Consider the following 23,788-nt stretch of genomic DNA (forward strand, 5'->3'; position numbering starts at 1 on the left):
GGACATTTACTCAGAAATATCCGGCAATTTATATTTCACATTCTATCATGAACAGATAAATCCTTCAAGTATTTATCCGAACATATGTTTTACTTATCTGTCACCTATATAAGTTCTGCCAGGACCGGCAGTTTCTTTTTATAAATTCTTCCCGAAAAGGCAATATGCGGCAGCTCATAAAATGCCACATTCTCCGGACAGACCGGGCGATACAATGGATCCGCTACAATGCCTTTTACATTCTTTGATCTCTGAAGTACCTGTTCCAGTTCTTCTTCTCCACGGACTGCAATATCTCCATCCGCAAGTAATCCTTTCTTCTCCCTTATCGGACAGATTACTCTTACAGATATCTGATATTCCGTCTCGATCGCTACTGCCAGAGATTCCATGATCACCGGTTCTCCGATTAATATAATCTGGTTTTCTGAACTTTTTTCCGATTTGTTTCCTGTCAGGCTGATGCGCCTTCCCTTTTCGAGATATGCTACCTGCTTTTTTTCTTCTATTGCATTCAAAAGACTCTTCATAAATCCCCGGATCGGTGTCCCGATCACATAAGGTGTCCCGAACCTCTCCTGTAATACTTTGGCCGCCCAAAGTCCCACAGAAGATACCACCAGATTAACCTCCGCTTCCGGTGCACGTCCGAGATCTTCCAGTGTATCTCCCATAGCCCAGGTCGACAATACCTTCCATCCCGTCTCTTCTACATTTCTTTTTAAAGCATCTACATGCTCCTGCGGCCCGAAATCTAAAGGTGTTACTCCCAGAAAATTCACACTTTTTGACGTCACTTCTTTCTTTCCTTTGATACGTTTTGCAATCTCTGCAAGAGCCAGACCGGCACCATATACATAATCATGCATTCCATTTGTCGGAATCGAAAATGCCGGGATTCCAAGATCTTGTTCCAACATCCTGGCGATTGCCGGAAAATCCGTTCCATTCATATATGGGATCGGTGATCCTGCAAGTGCGATGAATTTCGGCTTTAATTCTTCTGCAGCCAGTTCAATATCACAGATCATCTTCTCATCATTCCCCATGACAGCATCGATCTCCGTCAGCCCTGAGATGTAGATCATACTGTCCTGCTCATACCATCTTATCTCATCATGTGTATTATAAGTGGAATTACAACCGGACGGATCATGCATCACTGTCATCCCGCCCAATTCATACAGGGCAGAGCAGACACCGGATACGTCAGCTGTGTAAATCGGTATAATTCTGTAACTCTGTCTCATATGCAGCTTTCGCACCCCCATCCTTTCCGAATGATCAGATCTTCTGGATCTTTTTCTTCCTGCCAGGCTTCTGTCATCAATTCTGCCGTTCTGCGGATTCCGTCAAATCCATACAGTCCTGCACCTTCCACTAGATTGACAAAATGCCTGGTTCCTGTAAACCACGCTGCTTTCTGCCCGATTGCCAGTACATCTGATTCGTTTCTTGGCTTCATACGCATCTCCGGACGAATCGTTGGTTCATATTCCAGTTCAGGATATTGTTCCTTTAGCCACTCAAATGTGTCTTTTTCTTCCGGATTAACCGCGTCCAGATAGATTCTGGTCACAGAAAAACCATGTGTCAGTAACAGCTTTGCCAGTTCCAGCGGTCTTGGATGAAAGGTGTGATCGATCATAATGGGTACATCTCCGACCACTTTTCTGGCTTGTTCTAAAGCAAATTCACACAGCGCAATCTCTCTTTTTGTAATTCTTTCCAGTGATTTCTCCATGTGCATATCTGTATCTTCTATACCCTCAACCTCTTCCACATTTTCTCCAACCGCCTGCTCCAACGTCTTCCACTGCCTGATAATCTCATCATAATCAAAGCTTCCCGGAAGATATAACGCTTTCTTCCTAAGTCGTTCTGCCTGACATTCCAGACCATATTTTCCAGGCGGATAGCACGCTATGAATATTTTACTGTCTGCAAGCTCTTGATAGGACTTCCATGAATTACACTCTGGCAATTCTTTTACTTCTATATGCTTCCATTTTAACAAACGCCTGATATCACTGGTCTCATCCAGCGCAAAATCACTGCCAAGAATCGTCACTGCTTTCGGATTTTCTTCTCTCACCTTAAGTCCGTCATATATTGCCTTTCGAAGTTTCTGATCCGGCGTCAGCCCGTGCTTTTGCATGATTGGATCCATATAACAGCGGACGAAGAAAATATCCGGGAATCTGGCTTCCAGTTCTTCATACACCCGTTCCAGATCACATCCCAGAAAATGATGCAGACACACGGTAAATAACAATACTGCTTTCGGATGATCTTTTCGTTTTCTTAATACATCTGTAACGCCTTCGATCGTCACATCTTCCAGATTGCCGTTCAGAAGATCCTCTTCTTCCACGATCACAAAGGAAAATCTGTCTGCCGCATTCATCTCGGCTGCTGTCAGAACGACTCCCCGCATACAGTTATCTGCACAGACATAGATCTGTATGGATTCCGGAAGAAGCATTCCTGTATGGACAATATTCCAGTTTCCATGTGCCGGGGAATTGAATTCCAGTCCGGTTGATTCTCCGGCTTTCTTTAACATTTCAATCCCTCCCCAGGTCTTTTATCGGCAGTATACTTTTCATTGGCTTTTTCACAGGCTGATCCTTCTGGTCGTTTTGACAACTCATAGATTGCTTCCGCAAGTTTTCTGTATTCCTCAGCCATCTCACTGTCCGGAAAGCATTCCATAACCGTCTCTTTCTTTTCTTCTGCTTCTGTCACAAGTCCGCTGTGGGACAATGTTCCGACTACCTGTGTCTGAAAATCATCTGCCAGCTCATTTACCTTTTCTTCTTCTCTCGCTACATTCCTGCGGTTCAGAATAATCCCGCCAAGGGAAGCATATCCACGATTCTTAAAGTTCTCTACCGCCATCGCAATATTGGCTCCTGCATGGATCGCCATATTTTCTCCTGAAGTAATAATAAAAACTTTATCCGCATATCCTTTCCGCATCGGCATAGAAAATCCACCGCATACAACATCTCCGAGTACATCATAAAGTACAACATCCGGCTGATATACTTCATATGCTCCCGTCTCTTTTAATTTTTCCAATGCCGTGATAATTCCTCTTCCTGCACATCCGAGTCCCGGTGTCGGACCACCTGCCTCTACACAGATCACACCCTGATATCCGGTCCGCACCATATCTTCCAATTTCAGATCCTGCTTTTTCTCCCGGAAAAGATCCAGTACCGTCGGTACTGCTTCCCCGTGTCTTAATGCGATCGTAGAATCGGCTTTCGGATCGCAGCCGATCTGCATCACTTTCAGGCCTTTTTCTGCCAACGCCACGGCAACGTTCGATACCGTCGTTGATTTACCGATCCCGCCTTTTCCATATACTGCAATCTTAATCATATTATTCTTGCTCTCCTGCTCTCATAAATAATATCCGAATGTTCTATTCTCCTGCTTTCGTAATAATATTCGAATATGCCGTCTTCGTGGATACCCCGCTCAGGCGCCCGATCTTACCGGATAATGTACTGATCATATCCTGCGGTGCATCGATCGCAATGCTGATGATGTTAATCCCTTTCTCCCGGTACGGAATTCCCATTCTTCCGATAATAAATTGCCCTGCCTCGTGAAGCAGATGATTCAACGTCTCGATCGCTTCCGGATTCTCCACAATAATCGAAATAACTGCCACTCTTGTATCCATAGATTTCCTCACTTTTTCATGCTTTATGTCCGCTTTTTCTTCCATGCTTAACAGATACGCGGCAGTAACTCCCCTCCCGGCTGCGGAAGTAATGCCTGCGTTCCAATCTCCGTCAACATCACAACTTTTCCAGGCTGTTCTTCGGTCACTTCACCGATAATTGCCGCATTTTTAGAATACGGACATACTTTCAATGCATCCACGATCGTCTGTGCCTGTTCTTTCGGCGCCATGATCACAAGCCGTCCTTCACATGCAAGATAAAGCGGCTCCAGTCCAAGCATTCCACATACGCCGCGTACCTCCGGTGCAACCGGAATCTTCGAAGCATCCAGACGGATTCCTACCTGACTCTGTCCTGCAATCTCATACAGCACAGTTCCGACTCCACCTCTGGTTGCATCACGGATCACATGCAGTTCATGTGTTGCATCCATCACTGCTTTTACATTGCCCCAGAGAGGTGCACAGTCACTGGTCACATCTGCTTCAATTCCAAAATCTTCTCTCGCAAGAAGGATCGTGCATCCGTGTCTTCCGATATCTCCTGTCACAATGATCGCATCGCCCGGTTTTGCAAGATTTCCCGCAACTTCAACTCCATCCGTGATCTCACCGATACCTGTTGTCGTGATAAAGACTCCGTCCACCTGGCCCTTTCCGGCAACCTTGGTATCCCCCGATACGATCCGGACTCCGGCTTCTTTCGCCGTCTTTTCCATTGCCTCTGCGATCTCTTCCAGTTTTTCCATAGGAAATCCTTCTTCGATCACAAATGCGCAGGTCAGGTATAATGGTTTTGCTCCCATACAGGAAAGATCATTGACCGTACCGCAGATGGAAAGCTTTCCGATATTTCCTCCCGGATAGAATGCCGGTGATACGATAAATCCATCGGTAGACACTGCCATCTTTCCAATCGGCGGCGTCAGGACTGCCGCATCATCCGCAGTCAGATCCGGATTATCAAAATGTGCTTTGAAGATCATATCGATCAGTTCTGACGTCTGGCGTCCTCCTGCACCATGTGCCATCGTCACAGTTTTCCCCACTAATTTCGCTTTTCTTGCTTCGTTATCCACATACTCGTTCATTTTGTCCACTTCCTTGCTATTTTCCGTCTGTTTTTCTTATTCTCTTCCATACATATAATATGCTGAACAGGCTCCCTCACCGGATACCATACATGCACCTACCGGATGCTGCGGTGTACAGACCTTTCCAAATACTTTACAGTCGGATGGTTTACATTTTCCCTGTAATACATCCCCGCATCTGCAGGCCGGATTCGCCCTTCCTTCCATCTTCGGAACCTGATATTTCTTTCTGGCATCATACATGTCCCATTCATCACGTAACCTAAGTCCGGATCCCGGTATGATTCCGAGTCCTCTCCATTCACTGTCACATGCTTCCATCAGCGTATCCACCAGTCTCTGTGCTTCCTTACTGCCTTCTTCTGTCACTACACGCGGATAACAATTTACAAAGAAAGGTTTCCCTTTCTGAAAATGTGTCAGTGCAACTGCCAGTGCAGTCAGAAGTTCTTTTGCCGTAAAGCCTGCCACCACACCGCTTACACCTTCCTGCACCAGTTCTTCACAGAGCTTTGTTCCTGTGATCGCATTGACATGTCCCGGATATAAGAAAATGTCTGCGCTTCCTTTTAATGCTTCGTATGCCTGCGGCATCGTTTTATTTGCGATCAGCATGGAATAGTTCGTGATTCCTTCTTCTTTTGCTTTTTTGACAGACAGACATCCCGCCGGAGTCGTCGTCTCGAATCCTACAGATAAGAATACAACCTCTTCTTCCGGATGTTCTTTTGCATATTTTTCCGCATCGGCAGGTGAATAGACGATATGGATCTTCCCGCCTTCGCTTCTTGCATCTGCCAGACTCTTCTTACTTCCCGGCACACGCACCAGATCTCCGAATGTACAGATTGTCACACTCTTTTCCAGAGCCAGATAAACTGCCTCATCGATATAACTTACCGGTGTGACACAGACCGGACACCCGGGACCAGAGATCAATTCTACCTGCTTTGGAAGAAGTTTGCGGATACCCAGACGGAAGATTTCATGTGTATGTGTCCCGCATACTTCCATGATCCGGACTGCAGGGCCGTCATATCCTTCTATGATCTCTCTTGCCGTTTTCTTTTCTTCACTCATTACAGAAGTTCCTCCATCAACTGATCTGTCTCACTGTCATCTTCATCGGTAATTTTTGCAATGGCGATTCCTGCATGCACCATTACATAGTCTCCCGGTTCCAGATCTTCCAGTAATTCTGAAGAGACCTCTCTTTTTGCGCCCCCCGCATCTACAACCGCCGTACCGTCACTGATACGGACTACTTTTGCTGATAATCCTACACACATGTTATTTTCCCTCCTGAATATACTGCATGGCATATGCTGCCTGCCCCAGTGCGATCCCGCCGTCATTTGCCGGGATCAGGTGATGCCTGAGTACGGTAAAATGTTCTTTTTCCAGACCTTCTTCCACCATTCTTAACAATAACCGGTTCTGGAATACACCGCCGCTTAATGCCACACAATTACATTTTGTTTTCTTTCTGATCTTCCTGCAGCCGTCAGTTATGAGGTCTGCCAACTTTTGATGAAAGATATAAGCTAATTTTTCTGCCTGAATGCCTTCTGTTTTCTTCTCCGTCAGATATTTTATAAGGCTTCCTGTCTTCATAATCAGCCTGTCTTCCGACTCTTTCTTTTCTTCATCCGGATCGCTTTCACCATCTGCCAGCTCATCAATTTCCCACAGCTCTTCCTCATAAGCTTCTGCGGCAAATTCAAGTGCCATCGAAGCCTCCCCTTCGAACGTAGACTTCGTCCGGATTCCGAGAATTGCACTGACTGCATCGAACAGACGTCCCGCACTGGTCGATGTCACAGCATTCATTTTCCTGTCCGCCATGGCAAGGATCACTTTGCATTCCGGTTCACTGCACAGGTTAAGCTTCTTTACACTCTCCATTGTCTGCTCTTTATCCTGTGTCTGCTGATAGATCAGTGAAACTGCAATTCGCCATCCCTCTTTAGCAGAAATATCGCCTCCGATCTGAAGAAATGGTTCGATACTTCCCATCCGTTCAAATCCGTGATAATCTGCAAGCAGAAGTTCTCCTCCCCAGATGGTTCCGTCTGTACCATATCCTGTTCCGTCGAATGCAACACCGATCACCTGCTCTTTCCAGTCATTTTCTGCCATACAGGATAAAATGTGTGCATAATGATGCTGGATCTTTACGACCGGAAGTCCCAGTTCTTCTGCAACGACTGTCGAATTGTATTTTGGATGCAGATCACATGCTGCAACTTCCGGTTCTACCTCCAGAAGTGTCTCGAATCTGTGGATCGTCTCTTGCAACGCTTTTACAGTACGAAGATCTTCCAGATCTCCTACATACGGGGACAGATAGAAACGTCCATCCACTCCGATACAGAATGTATTCTTAAGTTCTCCGCCTGCGGCCAGCACCTGTCCTTTCCACGGCATCGTCACCATCGTCGGAAGCGGCGCATAGCCTCTGGAGCGCCGGATCATATAAGGCTCTCCCTTATAAAAATCCATCACCGAATCGTCCGCCCGGATCCGGATCTTCCGGTCATGAGAAAGGATCAGGTCACACAGATGCGACAGTTCCTCCACCGCTTCTTTGTCATCCCTGCAGATCGGTGCACCGGATATATTGCCGCTTGTCATCACCAGAAAATCTGGCATCTGGATTCCGTCGTCATATTGGAATAACAGCATCTGTACCGGAGCGTATGGAAGCATGACACCGACTTTCGGATTCCCCGGAGCGACAGATTCACAAATTCTTGCACTGTTTTCGTCTGTTTCCATCATATTTTCCGCTACGTGCTCTGTAATTTTTTCTATACTTTTTTTCCGTTTTTCAAGTAACAGAATCGGCTTCTGATGTCCATCCAGAATCTCCTTCTGTACTTCATTTACCAGACATTCCCGCTTTACTGCTTCTACATCTCTTGCCATCACAGCAAATGGTTTCGCCGGCCGGTTCTTTAATGTCCGTAACCTCTGTACTGCTTCTTCATTCGTCGCATCGCAGCAGAGATGGAATCCGCCGATTCCCTTGATTGCCACGATCCCGCCATCATGGATCATTTTTCTTGTGGCAATGATCGCAGCTCTTCCCCGTTCTTCCCTGCCGGTCAGATACACTTCCGGGCCACAATCGTTGCAGCATACCGGCTGTGCATCATAACGTCTGGTCGCCGGATCCTCATACTCCGAAGCACAGTCCGGACACATCGGGAATTCCTTCATGCTGGTCCGTTCCCGGTCATATGGAAGCGCATCCAGGATCGTAAGTCTGGGACCGCAGCAGGTACAGTTGATAAATGGATGCAGATAGCGCCGGTCTTTTGGATCGTACATTTCTTTCTTGCATTCATCACAGATTGCAATATCCGGCGAGACGAAGATTTCCCCCTTCGTCTTCTCACTTTCTATGATCTGAAAGTCATCAAACTGTCCACACTCTTCCAGATCTTCTACACTGATTTTCAATATGGCAGCCCTTTTTGGCGGCTGCTTTTCCAGCCTCTCCAGAAAATCTTTTACACATTTTTCTTCCCCCTGTGCAAAGATTTCCACATAAGGGCCCTTGTTACACACATTTCCGGTGATTCCGGCAGCCGATGCGTGACGGCTTACAGTCGGTCTAAAGCCTACCCCCTGCACAATCCCGTAGACACGGATTTTCTTTGTCATCACCTGCATTCCCCCTTATTTCAATACAATCACACGTTCAGCTTTCCTGACACTGCAAAATGTGTCAGCGGAATAAAGATTCCTTCAAATTCCGGAATCATCCGCTCCATACATGGATCCGCAAAAATCACATCATACCCGTCTTTTCCCACCAATGAAATAAAATCATCCTCTTCTTTCAGGCTGATATCGTCCGCAGCACTGACACGCAGATCCGCTAAAATCTCTTCTTTCCGCATGAACCATGTCGCCGTTGTGATCTCTTCCTTTTCCCCGGTTCGTTTTTCTATCTCCCTACGCATTGCATTTGCAATGACCTGCTGCTGAACGATCAGAATCTTCTTTCCTCTGTAATCCATTTCCGGTACCAGCTCTGGTGCCAATGGATAAGCAATCTCATATGGCGTTCCGAACTTCTTTTGCAGATACTGCGCTGCTTTTAACGCCGCCGGAGATACGACTACATTTTTCACTGTCAGAGAAGCCTTTTTCACTTCTTCCAGTCCGTCGCCCATGCCATAGCAGACAGCACGCAGTCCCTGATCTGCATATAATTTCCGGATCTTATCTGCTGCCTTCAGGTCACTGACATCCTGCGGAGTCATACCGATAATACCGACACGTGGTCTGTCTTCAATATCCACAGACGCATCTTCGTTCTTGCCATTCCTTTTTCCATCACAGGATTCTGCAGTTTGTGTCTTCTCTATATTTCCTGGCTCCACATCAACATTTTCTCCTGCGAACCTGCCGAACAATGCAAGATATGCCTTCTCTTCTCCCCTGTCATACAATTCCATGCCATCCGTATTCACCGTCAGGACCGGCAGTTCCGTCTTCTTCGCCAGCATCCGCTCCAGCGCCCGGTAATCAGTCCCGATCACTGCCGGTACCGGAGTCCCGATCACTGCTGCAAATGTCACATCCAGCTTTTCTGCCGCATCTGCAAGTTTTGCAACCAGTCTGTCATCTCTTCCGAGTATCGCATCCATATCACGAAGCCCCGCACTGAATACCGCACTTCTTGTTTCAAACCATCTTGGCTCATCGAATCCACATACATTTCCCGTACAGCCGCCCGCATCACAGATGACCAGCATTCCGCCAAGTTCGTATAACACCGACACCGCTCCAGACTGGTCCGGTGCAAATGGTGTCAGATATTTTCTTAATCCTTTCATCGCCTACACCTCCAACAGTTTTTCGCACAAATGCTTCACACCTGCATATCCATACGGCTGTACTTCTTCATTCCACATCACATTTTCCGCATCCGGATGATAGTAGCAGGCATCTTTTCCAATGGTAGTGGTTACTCCGCTCTCTTTGTGATCATAATAGATCATAGTCGGTTCCATGTTGGAAAATACTTTTGTCTGCGGACTTAATTCGGATAAATGCTTCAGATACACAAAGTTCTCTGCAGTCAGTGTTCCATAGATCTCTGCCACTTGAAATCCGTATTTCACAAGTGCCAGTGCCAGTTCAAACGGATCACCGTTCATACATTCTCCAATGGCAAATATGGCATCCGGCTTAGCGGCTTTCAAACGTTCTACCGCATCAAGTGCAGTTCTTTCTGCCTCTTTATCTTCGAATGGAATACCCAGAACCTTCCCCAGTGCCTGATACTGCTTCGTTATCTTATCGATCTGGTATAATCTTCGTAATTCAATAAACGGAATCTGCAATTTCTCATGAAAATCTTCTGCTGCGAATCTCGTTTCTGGATGTAATACCAGATTGAAATTCGCCTCCGCCATCGTCTGATATTCTTCATAGTTCTTGCATCTGGATATCTCATGCACCGTCTTTACACCTGCTTTTTCCAACATACCGTATAACTCACAGTCATCCATAAGTGGCGAGAAGAATCCCAGCAGATTCACGACATTTCCTTTTTTCTTCTTGGGTTCCAGTAAAGAATATAACGACTGACGCACATGTACCATCGGCGGTTTTCTTCCTTCCCTTGTCAGGGCATACATATAGCATGGTCTCACTGGAAGTCCTGTCTTTTCTTCGGACTTTCTGCAGATTCGTTCCATATCTGTTCCGAGAAGTGCATCCACACAGGTAATGCAGATCATCACAACCGACGGCTTCTTCGCAAGACTGTCACAGATCTCCTGCACGGCCTTCGGTACTTTTTTCAAATGTCTTCCCGTTACGATGTCTGTCTCGTCCATCGTCAAATAGAAGAAACGGTCCTCATACTGTGGCATGGAACTAATCATGGATGTATTCCGCCCACAGCATCCCGGTGCCACGATCAGCATGATCGAATCCGGAATTGCAAGCCCGGCCCTTTTCACACCGAATCCTTCCGCTCCCGGCGAGTTGAACGCAAGCGTCGCCGGAGAACTGTAGATCAGATGCGTATTCGACCGGAACTGCTCCGGAATATCATCCCTTCCCCGCTTCTGTAATTCTTCTACCGTACAATAATAGGCAGTCCCTCTCATACCTGTTCCTCATCTTTCCATAATATTTCCGCCAGATCATAGAAGCATTTACTGATGTCCGACTCCGGATTGCCCTCGATCACCGTCTTCCCCTGGTCTTCGCAACGGTTAATTTCATCACTTCTTGGAATCTCTCCCACAATGTCAAATCCATGCTCTTTTGCAAATGTCTCTACTTTTTCAGTCTCATTTTCCACATTTCTGTGGTTCAGTACGATTCCGAATACTCTTGCATAGCTTCTGTCTTCGAAGTTCTTCACTGCTTTGGAAATGTTGTCCGCCGCATAAAGTGCCATCTTCTCCCCGGATGTCACGATCAGGACCTTCTCTGCATAGTCTTCCCGGATCGGCGCTGCGAATCCGCCACAGACTACGTCGCCAAGTACATCGTACAGAACCACATCGGGCTTATAGGTCTCGAATAATTTCAAATCTTCTAATAACTGGAATGTGGCAATGATTCCTCTTCCCGCACAGCCCAGTCCCGGTGTCGGTCCGCCCGTCTCGATACATAAGACATTTCCAAATCCTTCTCTTGCAATGTCTTCCAGTTTCTCCGGTTCTTCATCTTCCTCTCTCATATAATTCATGACCGGTCTTAACGGTTCCCCACCGAGCAGGTTCATCGTCGAATCTGCCTTCGGATCACAGCCGATCTGAATTACTTTCTTCCCCATCGTGGCAAATGCTGCCGCCAGATTGGATGTGACGGTAGATTTTCCGATGCCGCCTTTGCCGTAGATTGCTACTTTTAACATGTGTGTTCCTCCTGCATGTTCTTATTGCTGAAAACTTACCTTTGAAAGTTTTTCTTGTATACTTAGATATAATAAAGCACGATATACCCAAATGGCTCTCTTTCATGTTAGAAATCGCCTGATTTTGTATACCGTGCTGTAACATAACCTGCTGTTAACTACTTTTTAATGAAACGAATTCATAACTATTCCTGCTCGGGACTTACCTTGCAGTCAGAGTCATTCTTTTTTTATTTTCTTCCCTGTATTTTCTTCTCTTTACATTCGGATAGATATCGATCACTCCGTCTGTATCAATAGGTTTATTATACTCTTTATTCAATTAGTCAGTCAACGCAAACCTGTAGTCTCTTCTTTTACAATTTTCTCTGTCTTTACCTGCCCTTTTTGCGCAAAAGAACAGGGCTGCCGCACACATCATTTCGTACGACATCCCTGTTCATATTTATAAAAATTGAGGAATTAATAAAATGGATAAAAGATCGGCAATACAATGAACACTGCAATGACGACGGCTCTCGGATCCGCTCCCAGTGACTCGGCAATGGTCCATGCGATCGGACATAAAATACTTCTTCTTTCGTAAATCCAAAGCTGGTCTCATATTCCTGAGATGTAGAAGTAATCACATTCCGATTATTCAGATCTGAAAAAACTTTCTTTCTGACTTTTAACTTCCCACTTCTTACTTTATATTCTCTACTCTTATATGATCTCTTTCGCTATCTCTTCTACTATCCCTTCACGCCTTTCCGATACACCACATACGCAATCACCGCAGTCACCACTTCCGTGATCCAGAACGCATGCCATACTCCGACCGCTCCCATAAAACGGCTGACAATGAATGCCACCGGAATAATCACAACCACATATCTGCATAACGAAATGATCAGTGAATGCACACCTTTTCCAAGACCTTCCAGTGCCCCGCTGCAGATAACCGATACCGATGAAGCAAGGAATCCAAGACTGATGACTCTGAGTGCCACACTTCCGGCCTTCATCGTTATCGGATTCGCTGTAAATAATCCCATCAGCTGTCCCGGAACTGCCAGACAGATTGCCATTCCGGCTGCCATCATCACGAGTACCAGGATCAGGCCATCCTGGAAGATCTTATGTACACGCTTATGCTCTCCCGCTCCGTAATTATATCCGAGAAGCGGACGCATTCCCTGCACGATTCCATTTGCCGGAAGGTAGAGGAAGGTCTGCAGCTTATAGTAGACTCCGAGAACGAATACGTAGACTTCCCCATAGCCTGTAAGTATTACGTTCAATACAGAGATTAAAAGCGACGGAAGTGCCAGGTTCAGGCTTGCCGGAATTCCGATTACATATAATTTTTTCCACAGCTTCAAATCAGCCTTCAGATATTTCTTTCTGTATTTCACCGGAAGCGGATTCACGATATAAAAGATCAGGTACAATACTGCTCCTGCTGCCTGTCCGATTCCTGTTGCAAGTGCGGCTCCTTCGATTCCCATCTTCGGAAATGGTCCAAGTCCGAAGATCAGGACTGGATCCAGGATAATGTTGATAATCGCACCTGACATCATACAAGTCATTGACTCCACCATACGTCCGACCGCCTGAAACGTCTTCTCAAATACCAGCTGCCAAGATAATGCCGTAGCAAATAAAAATGCAATTCTCGAATAACGCACACCATAGTCCACAATCTGTGCATTTCCCGTAAACATCTGTAAAAACGGTCTCATTACGGCAATTCCCAGAATCATAAATCCGACTCCGTGAATCGTCCCTAGCAGCATTCCCTGTGTTGCCGCCCTGTCTGCCATCTTTTTATCCTGCGCTCCAAGATAAAATGAGATGACCGCATTGATTCCGATTCCAAATCCGATCATCACCGCATTGATCAGATTCTGTACTGGATACACCAGTGATAACGCCGTCATGGCATCTTCGCTGATCCTGGCGATGAAAAAGCTGTCTACAATATTATAAAGTGAACTCACCATCATAGAAATGACCATCGGCAGTGCCATCGATACGATCAATTTTAATACCGGTTGTTCTTTCATATATGTCTGATCCATATATATCCCCTTTCTCTCATATGTACTATCTATTAATCTTCTAATTCTATTGCGGATCTTTGCAATGCTTTTTTCTATTTTCCCATCTTGTCACAGATTGTTTCAACTGAATATGTAACAACAAAAAACCACATGGTTACTTCTACTCAGTAACCATGTGGCGAAAAATAGATTGCTCCAGAAAAATCCACATTCATTTTAGGGTTGTATTATAGCACTGTCTTTCAGGGAATGTCAATCACTAGTTCTATGAAATCATCTTCCAATTTTTCCTCATTTGTCACATCCGATTAACAGATCTTATTCCCGTTCGCTTTCATCTTGAATTTCATTCCCAGCATCTCTGCCGCACGCTTGCACATCAGCATACGCTGTAAGAAAATCTCAAAATAATCTAATATAGAACAGATTCCTTCATCCAGTTCAATCTCCAGCAGAATCACCTGCTTTTCGACATTTACATGCAGACTGGATGCCACTGCAGCATAATTCACCCGGTCATGTTTGTCAAAGCTTTCCTTGATCGTGTTCCGCACACGGTTTCTTCTTACATCCGTCTTATCCGCCAGTATCAGTGCTGCCGATACCGCATCCACGGCCATGCCGGTTGCCTCATCATGCTGACCGATTGCACTGACGATCACTGCGATGTCTTCATCCGGTGCTTTCAGATCCCGCAGTATCTGAAATGCCATGATCGCGGAACTATGTGCATGATCCACACGGTTTACACAATTTCCCATGTCATGCATATAGCCCGCTATCCTGGAAAGCTCGATCGTATGCTGGTTATACCCTAATTTTTCCAGAATATTTCCGGCAGTTTCCGCCACTTTTACTGCATGTCCTCTGGAATGTTCGGTAAACCCAAGTGCTCCAAGTACCCTATTTCCCTGCTCAATATAGGCATTCACCTCCGGCATATTTTTGATTGCTTTATATGTTACTTTGCTCAATTTTATTTCGTTCCCTTCTAATTCTATAATCTATGTCTATAATCTGTGAATCGCATCCATCGCAAGTTCGGAACGCTCACATTCTTCTGCAGACATTGTAATCTGATAACATAAAGGACTACCCTTCATGTATTCCGACGCATAACTAAGTCCATTCGTTCTCTCATCCAGAAATGGCCGGTCTATCTGATTCGGATCACCAAGCAGAATGATCTTCGTTCCTTTTCCGGCTCTTGTTATGATTCCTTTCACCTGATTCGGAGTCATGTTCTGCGCCTCGTCTATGATCAGATAGGTCTTCACAAATGAACGGCCTCTGATGAAATTCATTGCTTCTGTCTGGATCAGTCCTCTTGCAAATATCTCTTCGATCTTACCCTGTAATTCCTGTTCATCCTGATAACGCTCTTCTTCATCCGAATCAATCAGCTGCTCTAGATTATCTACGATCGGACGCATCAAAGGTGATATCTTTTCCTGCTCGTCTCCCGGAAGGAAACCGATATCCTGGTCAAACTGCGCATTCGGTCTGCAGATCAGAATTCTTCTATATTCTCCGGTCGGATTGTTCAGCACCTTCTCCAGTCCGACTGCCAGTGAGTAAAATGTCTTCGCCGTTCCTGCCATTCCTTTTACAATTACAAGCGGTGCTTTCTCTGCGGATTTCATCAATGCTTCCTGTAAAAAATACTGTCCGGCATTCCTTGGTTTGATGCCATAAGGCTGGCTCTTTCGGAATTCTAACGATACTACTTTCTTCCCTTCAACTCTTCCAAGATGTGTCTTTTTCACAGACTGATCTGCCTTCAATATGATAAATTCATTCTCCGTAAGTTCCGGCTGGATCTTATTACCATCTTCATCGGACAAATAAAGTTCCTTCAGATGAACGCCTTTTTTCTTGAATTCTTTGAACTTGTCTTCCGCCACATAGCAAATCTGTCTGCCGCTGTACTGTCCCTCTTCTTCGATGACCTGCTCTGTGCTGAAATCCTGGGCTTCAATTCCGAGAATCTGTGCTTTTAACCTAAGGACCAGATCTTTTGTCACCAGAACGACCGGCTTTTCTTCTTCCCGGATTCCCTTACATACTTTTAAGATCCGATTATCCGGCTTATCTTCCGGAAGGCTTTCCGGCAGTTCTACATTTACACAATTGGCCTCTACACGGAGGATTCCTCCATTTTCCATCTGGACACCTTTTAAAAGGTCTCCTTTCAGTCTGAGCTTTTCCAGAAAACGGATCGCCCGCCTTGCATTTGCTCCCTTTTCTCCTTCTGCTTTCTTCAGGCCGTCCAGTTCTTCTAATACAACCAATGGCAATATCACCCTGTTTTCTTCAAAACACTGACATGCATAAGGTGCCTGGATTAAAATATTGGTATCAATAACATAGGATTTGATCATAGATATTTCTCACACTTTCTGATTTTGTTTTTTGTACATTTTCAGGTATAGTATGAAAATATTGAATTTACTCGATATTTTTGTAAAAAAGATGTTAAGTTATTCTTGAAATCTACTGAAATTTTCAGATTCATATACAGAATGATTCTGCAAAATAATACAGAGAACCTGTCAATGGCAGATTCTCTGTATTTATTATGTATTTTTTATTTTCACAGATTCTTGACTATTCTCCGAGGAAATATTTTCCGTATGCATCTGCTGCCTTGATTGCTGCACATACAGTCTCCGGTGTTACCTCGAATGGCATATTATGAAGCGTATCGTTCTCTGCGCAGGCTGCTGTTGCAACTGCCATCAGTTTCTCGTCCGTCACTTCTGTGATTCCCAGTTCTTTTAATGTCACAGGCAGTCCCAGTTCGATACACCAGTCAATGATATCTTCCAGTTCTTCTGCCGGAATATTCTCCAGTACCAGCTGCGTAATCGTTCCGAATGCAACCTTCTCACCGTGATACATGTGGTGGCACTCATCCAGTACGGTAAATCCATTATGAATTGCATGTGCTCCTGCAAGTCCGCCACTCTCAAATCCAATACCGCTCAGTAATGTGTTGGCTTCGATGACTTTTTCCACAGCTGGTGTACATGCTCCTGCTTCCAGGGCAAGTTTTGCCTTTACACCTTCTGCCATCAGAGTGTCAAAACAAAGTTTTGCAAGTGCGATTGCTGCCTGTGTAACCTGTCCGCCGGCACATGTTGTTGCCCCGCTTGCCTGACAGGCTCTTGCTTCAAAATATGTTGCCAGTGCATCACCCATTCCGGATACCGTAAGTCTTACCGGTGATTTTGCAATAATCTCGGTATCCATCAGAACCATATTTGGGTTAGCCGGAAGGAATAAGTACTCTTCGAATACGCCATCATCTGTATAAATAACTGACAGTGCACTGCAAGGTGCGTCTGTCGATGCGATTGTCGGGCAGATCAGAACCGGAGCTTCTTTGTAATAAGCAACTGCTTTGGCTGTATCCAGGATCTTACCACCACCGATACCGATCACGACATCACAGCCTTTTTCATTCATAATGTCTACCAGACGGTTAATCTCATTCTTACTGCATTCTCTGTTGAAATACTCATATACAGGTGTGATCTCGTATCCTTCAAATCCAGTATTTACAACGTCCCCGATACGTTTGTATCCGGATTCCGTGATCAGTACAAGTGCCTTCTTGCCATACTTCTGAGCATATTCACCCAGCTTCTTCATCTCTCCTGCACCCTGTACATATTTACTTGGACTACATAAAATCTTTGCCATGATATTACCCTCCTGTAATCTTCACGTTTCATGTGTTATTTTATTAACAATCTAGTTTTATTGTATGCTTTTGATACAGTTGTGTCAATAAGGTAGTGGGAAATATTACGGCAAAATATTATGACTAATCCTAATACATATCTTTGTGTCAATGATACAACACCAGCGCATGACTATATCACAATACCGTGACAATGATCTACCTCATGTTGAATAATCTGCGCCGTCCATCCGGTATATTTCTGTCTCTGTTTTTTGAAATTCATATCCTGATATTCCACTTCAATCTCCTGATACCGGGTGCATTTTCTCACACCAGTAAGGGAAAGACAGCCTTCCTCCGTCTCATATTTTCCGGAACGTTTTACAATCTTCGGATTGAACATTGCCACATTCATGAATCCCATATTGACGGCTATGATACATTTCTTCACGCCAATCATATTCGCTGCCATGCCGACACAGCCTTCCTCGTGCGCTTTCAATGTATCTAACACATCCACTGCAACCTGCTTATCCGCCTCTGTCGCCGGCTCGGATCTCTGGTTTAGGGAAAATATATCTTTCATAATCGGTCTTATCATGCTTTGTTACTCTCTTTCGTATGTGTCTTCATATAATTATAGAATTCCTGATGCAGCCGCTGGAATTCTTCCGGTGCATGCATCGCATGTCTGTAAAGGAATTTGTTGCCAAATTCACTCTGATATACCCTGCTTAAAACCCCTGCCAGCATTCCCGTTGGCATATCCTTTATCATATAAAGCTTTGCCGGGCACAACATTCCCTTTTGGGCGATCCACTTCAGGTTCTTTTTCATCCGATAAGCTGTCAGCGTCATCAATTTTTCATTTGCACAGATTTTTTCCGGATGCCTGCTCTGGTAATAAGCATCTGCCAGCGGAATGATCACGCCAAGATGTGAGATCTGCCAGTGATGCATTTCCGGAACGATCTGATATGGAATGTGGCTTTTTCTAAATATGTATGCCAGTGCTTCTTCCCTACTGCTCTTTCTTCCTCCGATCTCACCGAATGTTGTCGGCTGGATTGCTCTTGGCAGAAGCTGTGCATCCAGAATCCCACCTTCGATACAGCCGCCCGCTCCCGGAAATGCCGGAAGAATCCTGCCTTTTCCGCAGATTTTCTCCCATCTGCCATATGGTTTGATCGTATTGACCATAGTGACAACATTCGGACTTTCATTCCTACTGATGTCTTCCAGTGCTTCTTCCACCTGATTCTCACGTACAGTCAGGAAAATAAACTGGTAACGGTCATTCGGCTTTAACTCACTGATCGTCTTAACCTCAACTTTATGCGTTCTTGTCTTGCCTCTGTACCATAGACCGTGTCCCTGTAATTCTTTTAACCGCTGCCCTCTTGCTAAGACTGTTACATCCAGTCCCGCTTTGGCGAATCTGGATGCGTAGAAGCTTCCGATGACTCCGGCGCCGTAGATTAGGATCCGCATGGTGTATTCCTCCTTGGTGTATGTTCGTATATTCCGTGTTCTTTCTTGTGTTCTTTGATATCTTTCTGTTATATATCTTCTGCTATAGCATCTGTTGTAATTCTAACACCCGGACTTTTTGATTTCAACACTGTCCCGGTTTATGGTGCATCTGATCGTATTTTATTTTATGTTCTAAATTTGTTAACAATTTCTTCCTAATTCCATCACAGTTTTATCACAATTCAATTCTATACTAGGAATTGTTCAAGAGAACAAACACTTTAAATCTTTTTCATAACTTTTTCCTCAGGGCTGCACTCCTCCCAAATAATGCAGTCCTATTTTTTTGCCCAATTACCGGACAACACCCAAACATCTTTAAAAATCACAAAATAATAGGTGCTCCCAGCACACATACTGGAAAGCACCTATTATTTTCATTCTTATAACGAGCCACTGGGACACTAAAAACGACACAACACGCCGTTCCAACTGGTTCCACTAGTCTACAGTCCGTTTGCAATTTCCCTCTTTGCATCTTTCTTCCGTTCCATATTCGAAACAATAATACTACAAGACGCATCCCCTGTAATATTAACCACCGTACGTCCCATATCAAAGATACGGTCCACGCCGGCAACCAGTGCGATTCCGTCAACCGGAAGTCCGACTGAGGCAAGTACCATTGCGAGCATAACCATACCTGCTCCCGGAACTCCTGCAGTACCGATGGAAGCCAGCGTTGCAGTCAGGATCATCGTCAGCATCTGCGGAAGCGTCAGATGGATGCCATAGCATGATGCAATAAAGATCGCACACACGCCCTGATAGATTGCAGTTCCGTCCATGTTAATCGTAGCTCCAAGCGGAAGTACGAAAGAAGATACTTCTTTGGATGCTCCCATGTTTTCTACGCATTCCATATTAATCGGAAGTGTTCCGACAGATGAAGAACTTGAGAATGCGAACATGATTGCCGGAAGCATTCCCTTGAAGAATTTTAACGGGCTCATTCCTCCCATTGTCTTTACTGCAAACGAATATACAACTACTGCATGGATGATGTAGCATACATAAGCAGTCAGAAGTACCATCGCGAGTGAACCGATGAGCGCCGGCCCGTTTGAAGCAATGACCGGACTCAGCAGACAGAACACACCAATCGGTGATAACTTCAGGATCATCTCCATACATTTCATAAATACATCATTCAGATCATTACAGGCTGTTACCAGTCTTGTATTTCTTTCACCTTCCCCCAGAAGGATAATTCCAAATCCAAGAATCAGTGCCGTCACGATCACCTGGAGCATATTTGCCTCCACCATCGGTGATACAAAATTTGATGGGAAGATATTTACAATCGTATCCATCAGTGAGATCGTCTGATCTGTTTTATAAGAAAGATCTGTTGTCGCAATCTTCGGAAATGCTCCTTTGAACATATTTGCCCCAATAAGTCCGAATGTAATGGCAAATGCTGTCGTACACATATAGTAAACGACTGTCTTTGCTCCAATCGATCCGACCTTTTTAATGTCCTTCATGGAAATAATTCCACACATAATGGAAAACAGTACGATCGGAACGACAATGAATTTCAGTAAATTCAGAAAGATCGTACCAAATGGCTTGATATAAGTTTCCGCAAAATTTGCGTATTTCTGCATCAGTAATCCTGCAATGACCGCCAAAACCAGTGCAATGAATATCTGTGCAGCCAGTGATAATTTTTTCTTTTCTTTCATATTTCCTACCCTCTTCCTCTCTTTTTACAAGAGCATTCTCAAAAAATTACTCTTATACGTATACTTTCGTATTTATAAACCTTGCTATCAACATGCTCCTTACGAATGCATAGCAATAAAAAAAATGGGCATTACCATACTGTGTAATGCCCATTCATTATCTTTAATATATTATCACATTGTTCTATTAAAGTCAATATGATAAACATTAGAAATTGTTGTCAGAACATTTCAAAAATTAATCCTTTAAATTCACTAAAATTCTAGTCATTTTAGCCAATTCATGTTATTATCTTAAATAGGATTTTTAACAAAACGCACAGGAAGGAGCATTTTAACAATGGACGAAAGAATTAGCCGCGTATTGGAAAAAATGAAAGAGAAAGGAATTGATCAGTTACTGGTATCTGATCCACTGAGCATCCGCTTTTTAACAGGCATCATGGTAAATCCTGGGGAAAGATTATATGCCCTGTTACTTAGAACAAGTGGAAAACATACATTATTCCTGAACTATCTGTATTATGTATCAAATACAGGATTCGAAGAAGTATGGTTCAGTGACATGGATGACCAGATCGGTGTTCTGATGGAGCACATCGATACAAAGAGCACTCTTGGTATTGACAAGACATGGCCTGCACGTTTCCTCATTCCACTTCAGGAGCGCTGCCCTGAGATGAAGACTGTATGGGGATCTGACTGCGTAGACGGTGTTCGTGCTGTTAAAAACGCTGAGGAGATCGAAATCATGAAACATGCATCTGTGATCAATGATACAGTTATGGAAAGAGTTGCTAATTTCATCAAAGAAGGTATGACAGAGAAAGAAGTTGCTGACTTCATCGACGCTGAGTACCTGAAAGAGGGAGCTAGCGGAGTAAGCTTTGATACAATCGTATGCTTCGGACCTAACGCTGCTGACCAGCACCATACACCAAGTGAGACAAGAACTCTGAAAGCCGGAGAATGTGTCCTGATCGATATGGGTTGTGTATGGAAAGGTTACTGCTCAGACATGACAAGAACATTCTACTGCAAGAGCGTAGATGATGAGCAGGCTGCTATCCACGATCTGGTTCGTACAGCAGTTGAGAAAGCAGAAGCTGTTATCAAACCTGGTATGCGTTTCTGCGATATCGACGCTCAGGCAAGAGATCTGATTGACGAAGCTGGATACAGTGAGTACTGGAGAATCCGTCTTGGACACTTCATCGGACAGGAAGACCACGAATATGGTGATGTAAGCCCGATCAACAAGAATGTGGCTGAACCTGGTATGATCTTCTCTATCGAGCCTGGTATCTACATCGAAGGCAAATACGGTGTTCGTGTTGAGGACCTTGTTCTCGTAACAGAAGACGGACATGAACTTCTGAATGCTGTAGATAAGAAATACCGCATTGTTGGTTAATTTTAAATCTTACATATTATTTTTTAAAGGCAGGACTTCATTTCCTGCCTTTTTATGTGGCAAAGTTTTCTGTATCTACAGAACCTGCCACCGGCAGCTTCTTCCGAACGCATGGCGATTAAAATAAGCCGGAAGACATTACATCTTCCGGCTTATTCCTAATTACCATTCAAGTTCACATTTTCTATTCTATATTTTCTGACTCGGCTTTCTCTTGCTCAGCTTTTTCTTACTCAGCCTTTTCTCTACGCTCATCCAGTTCTTTTCTGACTGTCGGATAGATTTTATCAATTCCCATGAATAAGTACCAGATGATAAGTACAATTACTGTAATTACCAGTGGCAGATACAGGAACAGTCCTTTGATTGCGAAGATTGCACTTGCTGACTGAACGGCTGCTGTTCCGTCATAATGTCCGGCTGCCAGGATCCATCCAAGTGCTGCTGTTCCAAGTCCGGTTCCGATCTTCTGTCCGAAGCTTGTCACACTATAAGTAATTCCTTCTTCACGGATTCCGTCTTTCCATTCACTGTAATCTACGACATCTCCGACAATTGCGAACAGGCATGAATACAATGCCGCATGTCCGATTCCCTGTAACACCAGACCAGTGTAAATCATTGGAAGATTAACAGGTCCTGCGATTTCAAGCACCAGTCCTGCTGCGTAGAATAAGAATCCTACAAACAGTGCTTTGATCTTTCCGAATCTTTTTGTAAATACCGGGATCAACATAATCGTAAGGATGGTCGGGATATAGTTGAACATGGTCATTGTACTGTTCAGCATCTCATCCCCTAATACGTATTTTGCATAGTAGATTCTGGATCCTCCGGTTAATCCAAGCGATGTATAGATCACTGCAAATGCAAGTGTGATCAGGATAAAGTATTTATTTCTGCAAAGGGTCTTAATTGTTTTCAGCGGATGTGTCTTCTTCTTCGCTGTTGTTTCTTTTTTGATTGGTTTGTATCTTTCTTTTGTTCCGGCAAATGTTGTGATGAACATTCCAAGTGCTACGATTGCATACACGATACTCATGCATGTCCAGCCACGCTGTCCGTTTCCAAGGAAATGTACCAGTGGAATCGTGATCACGTTAATCACAAGCTGTGCGATCATGGTAAATTCAAAACGGATCGTGTTCATGACATTTCTGTCATGCTGCTCTGTGGTTACCAGTGAAAGCATTGTATTATAAGAAAGGTTGGATGCTGTAAAGCATACCGCTGCAAGGAATATGTATACAAGTAACAGGTAAATTGCTTTTCCATTTGCACCAAGGTCCGGTACTGTAAAGATCATGATCAGGCTGATGACCAGCGGTGGCGCACTCCAGAGTACCCACGGACGGGCTTTTCCCCATCTGGTGTTCGTCTTATCTATAATGATTCCCATAAAAAGATCCGATACGCCATCGAATAATCTGGCGATCAGCATCAGTGTTCCTACTACTCCTGCAGCAATACCTGCCACATCAGTACAATATATCGTCAGGAAAGAGGCTACCGTTGTCCATACCAGATTTGCTCCGATATCACCTACTCCATAACAGATTTTCTCTCCCAGAGATACTTTCATTCCATCCGCATTCTCTGTGATGGCTTCCTGTGTATTCTGTCCGGCTTTTTCTTTACTCACTCCGACGGATATTTTATCAACCGCTTCCATCTTAATTCCTCCTCTTTTTGTTCTGAACCCACTATATCAGAATCCAAATTTTAAAAAGGAGC

At 44.4% G+C, this 23,788-nt stretch carries 20 protein-coding genes; 1 reads left to right on the forward strand and 19 read right to left on the reverse strand.

All coding sequences use genetic code 11. The features are described from left to right. Positions 1-104: 104 nt before the first annotated feature. The 18 genes from NCY30_RS06395 to NCY30_RS06480 all read right to left on the reverse strand — a co-directional run bounded on the left by NCY30_RS06395 (position 105) and on the right by NCY30_RS06480 (position 20,640). Positions 105-1,250 (reverse strand): nitrogenase component 1, encoded by a 1,146-nt coding sequence (locus NCY30_RS06395; RefSeq protein WP_250818572.1) that lies wholly within the window; start codon positions 1,248-1,250, stop codon positions 105-107. Next, a complete protein-coding gene (locus tag NCY30_RS06400; protein ID WP_161170520.1) occupies positions 1,247-2,566 on the reverse strand; it encodes a nitrogenase component 1 in 1,320 nt (439 codons plus the stop codon). The genes NCY30_RS06395 and NCY30_RS06400 overlap by 4 nt, the downstream gene beginning before the upstream one ends. Next, the gene (locus tag NCY30_RS06405) at positions 2,560-3,390 is read right to left on the reverse strand and encodes a nitrogenase iron protein NifH (RefSeq protein WP_161170519.1); all 831 of its coding nucleotides are present in this window, start codon (positions 3,388-3,390) and stop codon (positions 2,560-2,562) included. Before NCY30_RS06405 ends, NCY30_RS06400 begins: the two co-directional genes overlap by 7 nt. Before the next feature lie 43 nt (positions 3,391-3,433). Continuing rightward, the gene (locus NCY30_RS06410; RefSeq protein ID WP_161170518.1) at positions 3,434-3,697 is read right to left on the reverse strand and encodes a TM1266 family iron-only hydrogenase system putative regulator; all 264 of its coding nucleotides are present in this window, start codon (positions 3,695-3,697) and stop codon (positions 3,434-3,436) included. A gap of 47 nt (positions 3,698-3,744) precedes the next feature. Beyond that, a complete protein-coding gene (gene hypE / locus NCY30_RS06415; protein ID WP_250818573.1) occupies positions 3,745-4,791 on the reverse strand; it encodes a hydrogenase expression/formation protein HypE in 1,047 nt (348 codons plus the stop codon). Between the two features lie 36 nt (positions 4,792-4,827). Further along, on the reverse strand, positions 4,828-5,874 hold the full coding sequence (hypD, locus tag NCY30_RS06420) for a hydrogenase formation protein HypD (RefSeq protein WP_055195307.1): 1,047 nt from the start codon (positions 5,872-5,874) through the stop codon (positions 4,828-4,830). After that, positions 5,874-6,083: a HypC/HybG/HupF family hydrogenase formation chaperone gene (locus NCY30_RS06425; protein WP_022415751.1), complete on the reverse strand. Its 210-nt coding sequence runs from the start codon at positions 6,081-6,083 to the stop codon at positions 5,874-5,876. The genes hypD and NCY30_RS06425 overlap by 1 nt, the downstream gene beginning before the upstream one ends. A 1-nt stretch (position 6,084) precedes the next feature. Beyond that, positions 6,085-8,463: a carbamoyltransferase HypF gene (gene hypF / locus NCY30_RS06430; RefSeq protein ID WP_330608865.1), complete on the reverse strand. Its 2,379-nt coding sequence runs from the start codon at positions 8,461-8,463 to the stop codon at positions 6,085-6,087. Between the two features lie 29 nt (positions 8,464-8,492). Further along, positions 8,493-9,644, reverse strand: coding sequence for a nitrogenase component 1 (locus NCY30_RS06435; RefSeq protein WP_195369362.1), 1,152 nt, complete (start codon positions 9,642-9,644; stop codon positions 8,493-8,495). A 3-nt stretch (positions 9,645-9,647) separates the two neighbouring features. After that, positions 9,648-10,928 (reverse strand): nitrogenase component 1, encoded by a 1,281-nt coding sequence (locus NCY30_RS06440; RefSeq protein ID WP_055181543.1) that lies wholly within the window; start codon positions 10,926-10,928, stop codon positions 9,648-9,650. Further along, entirely contained in the window at positions 10,925-11,686 is a 762-nt protein-coding gene (locus NCY30_RS06445) for a nucleotide-binding protein (RefSeq protein ID WP_006426102.1), read from the reverse strand. The genes NCY30_RS06440 and NCY30_RS06445 overlap by 4 nt, the downstream gene beginning before the upstream one ends. A 734-nt stretch (positions 11,687-12,420) precedes the next feature. Further along, positions 12,421-13,749, reverse strand: a complete 1,329-nt coding sequence (locus tag NCY30_RS06450; RefSeq protein WP_006426105.1) for an MATE family efflux transporter — start codon at positions 13,747-13,749, stop codon at positions 12,421-12,423. A 290-nt stretch (positions 13,750-14,039) separates the two neighbouring features. Next, complete coding sequence (locus tag NCY30_RS06455) at positions 14,040-14,672, reverse strand: HD domain-containing protein (RefSeq protein ID WP_006426106.1); 633 nt, start codon at positions 14,670-14,672, stop codon at positions 14,040-14,042. Positions 14,673-14,741: 69 nt separating this feature from the next. Beyond that, positions 14,742-16,112: a PhoH family protein gene (locus tag NCY30_RS06460; RefSeq protein ID WP_006426107.1), complete on the reverse strand. Its 1,371-nt coding sequence runs from the start codon at positions 16,110-16,112 to the stop codon at positions 14,742-14,744. A 226-nt stretch (positions 16,113-16,338) separates the two neighbouring features. Next, positions 16,339-17,436 carry a glycerol dehydrogenase gene (locus tag NCY30_RS06465; protein WP_022415743.1) on the reverse strand — a complete coding sequence of 366 codons (1,098 nt, stop codon included), beginning with the start codon at positions 17,434-17,436 and terminating at the stop codon, positions 16,339-16,341. A 173-nt stretch (positions 17,437-17,609) separates the two neighbouring features. Further along, positions 17,610-18,020, reverse strand: coding sequence for a peptide deformylase (locus tag NCY30_RS06470; protein ID WP_250818574.1), 411 nt, complete (start codon positions 18,018-18,020; stop codon positions 17,610-17,612). After that, complete coding sequence (locus NCY30_RS06475) at positions 18,017-18,982, reverse strand: ketopantoate reductase family protein (protein ID WP_331476484.1); 966 nt, start codon at positions 18,980-18,982, stop codon at positions 18,017-18,019. The genes NCY30_RS06470 and NCY30_RS06475 overlap by 4 nt, the downstream gene beginning before the upstream one ends. 416 nt (positions 18,983-19,398) lie before the next feature. Next, on the reverse strand, positions 19,399-20,640 hold the full coding sequence (locus NCY30_RS06480; RefSeq protein WP_250818576.1) for a dicarboxylate/amino acid:cation symporter: 1,242 nt from the start codon (positions 20,638-20,640) through the stop codon (positions 19,399-19,401). Between the two features lie 340 nt (positions 20,641-20,980). On the opposite strand from NCY30_RS06480, the gene NCY30_RS06485 reads away from it, so the two are divergent. After that, the gene (locus NCY30_RS06485) at positions 20,981-22,054 is read left to right on the forward strand and encodes a M24 family metallopeptidase (RefSeq protein ID WP_006426120.1); all 1,074 of its coding nucleotides are present in this window, start codon (positions 20,981-20,983) and stop codon (positions 22,052-22,054) included. Between the two features lie 229 nt (positions 22,055-22,283). Here NCY30_RS06485 and NCY30_RS06490 read toward each other — a convergent pair whose 3' ends face one another. Continuing rightward, complete coding sequence (locus tag NCY30_RS06490; protein WP_055181535.1) at positions 22,284-23,726, reverse strand: MFS transporter; 1,443 nt, start codon at positions 23,724-23,726, stop codon at positions 22,284-22,286. Positions 23,727-23,788: the final 62 nt, after the last annotated feature.

This window comes from Dorea sp. MB18-49 (assembly GCF_023669465.1).
GTDB lineage: Bacteria > Bacillota > Clostridia > Lachnospirales > Lachnospiraceae > Dorea_A > Dorea_A longicatena.

What these genes read in the sequence shown, in the direction of transcription:
- NCY30_RS06465 (WP_022415743.1), bottom strand. Translation starts at nt 17,436, where the DNA reads ATGGCAAAGATTTTATGTAGTCCAAGTAAATATGTACAGGGTGCAGGA.
- NCY30_RS06440 (WP_055181543.1), bottom strand. Translation starts at nt 10,928, where the DNA reads ATGAGAGGGACTGCCTATTATTGTACGGTAGAAGAATTACAGAAGCGG.
- NCY30_RS06450 (WP_006426105.1), bottom strand. Translation starts at nt 13,749, where the DNA reads ATGGATCAGACATATATGAAAGAACAACCGGTATTAAAATTGATCGTA.
- hypE (WP_250818573.1), bottom strand. Translation starts at nt 4,791, where the DNA reads ATGAACGAGTATGTGGATAACGAAGCAAGAAAAGCGAAATTAGTGGGG.
- NCY30_RS06425 (WP_022415751.1), bottom strand. Translation starts at nt 6,083, where the DNA reads ATGTGTGTAGGATTATCAGCAAAAGTAGTCCGTATCAGTGACGGTACG.
- NCY30_RS06410 (WP_161170518.1), bottom strand. Translation starts at nt 3,697, where the DNA reads ATGGATACAAGAGTGGCAGTTATTTCGATTATTGTGGAGAATCCGGAA.
- NCY30_RS06470 (WP_250818574.1), bottom strand. Translation starts at nt 18,020, where the DNA reads ATGATAAGACCGATTATGAAAGATATATTTTCCCTAAACCAGAGATCC.
- NCY30_RS06480 (WP_250818576.1), bottom strand. Translation starts at nt 20,640, where the DNA reads ATGAAAGAAAAGAAAAAATTATCACTGGCTGCACAGATATTCATTGCA.
- hypF (WP_330608865.1), bottom strand. Translation starts at nt 8,463, where the DNA reads ATGACAAAGAAAATCCGTGTCTACGGGATTGTGCAGGGGGTAGGCTTT.
- NCY30_RS06445 (WP_006426102.1), bottom strand. Translation starts at nt 11,686, where the DNA reads ATGTTAAAAGTAGCAATCTACGGCAAAGGCGGCATCGGAAAATCTACC.
- NCY30_RS06455 (WP_006426106.1), bottom strand. Translation starts at nt 14,672, where the DNA reads ATGCCGGAGGTGAATGCCTATATTGAGCAGGGAAATAGGGTACTTGGA.
- NCY30_RS06395 (WP_250818572.1), bottom strand. Translation starts at nt 1,250, where the DNA reads ATGAGACAGAGTTACAGAATTATACCGATTTACACAGCTGACGTATCC.
- NCY30_RS06405 (WP_161170519.1), bottom strand. Translation starts at nt 3,390, where the DNA reads ATGATTAAGATTGCAGTATATGGAAAAGGCGGGATCGGTAAATCAACG.
- hypD (WP_055195307.1), bottom strand. Translation starts at nt 5,874, where the DNA reads ATGAGTGAAGAAAAGAAAACGGCAAGAGAGATCATAGAAGGATATGAC.
- NCY30_RS06435 (WP_195369362.1), bottom strand. Translation starts at nt 9,644, where the DNA reads ATGAAAGGATTAAGAAAATATCTGACACCATTTGCACCGGACCAGTCT.
- NCY30_RS06485 (WP_006426120.1), top strand. Translation starts at nt 20,981, where the DNA reads ATGGACGAAAGAATTAGCCGCGTATTGGAAAAAATGAAAGAGAAAGGA.
- NCY30_RS06490 (WP_055181535.1), bottom strand. Translation starts at nt 23,726, where the DNA reads ATGGAAGCGGTTGATAAAATATCCGTCGGAGTGAGTAAAGAAAAAGCC.
- NCY30_RS06400 (WP_161170520.1), bottom strand. Translation starts at nt 2,566, where the DNA reads ATGTTAAAGAAAGCCGGAGAATCAACCGGACTGGAATTCAATTCCCCG.
- NCY30_RS06460 (WP_006426107.1), bottom strand. Translation starts at nt 16,112, where the DNA reads ATGATCAAATCCTATGTTATTGATACCAATATTTTAATCCAGGCACCT.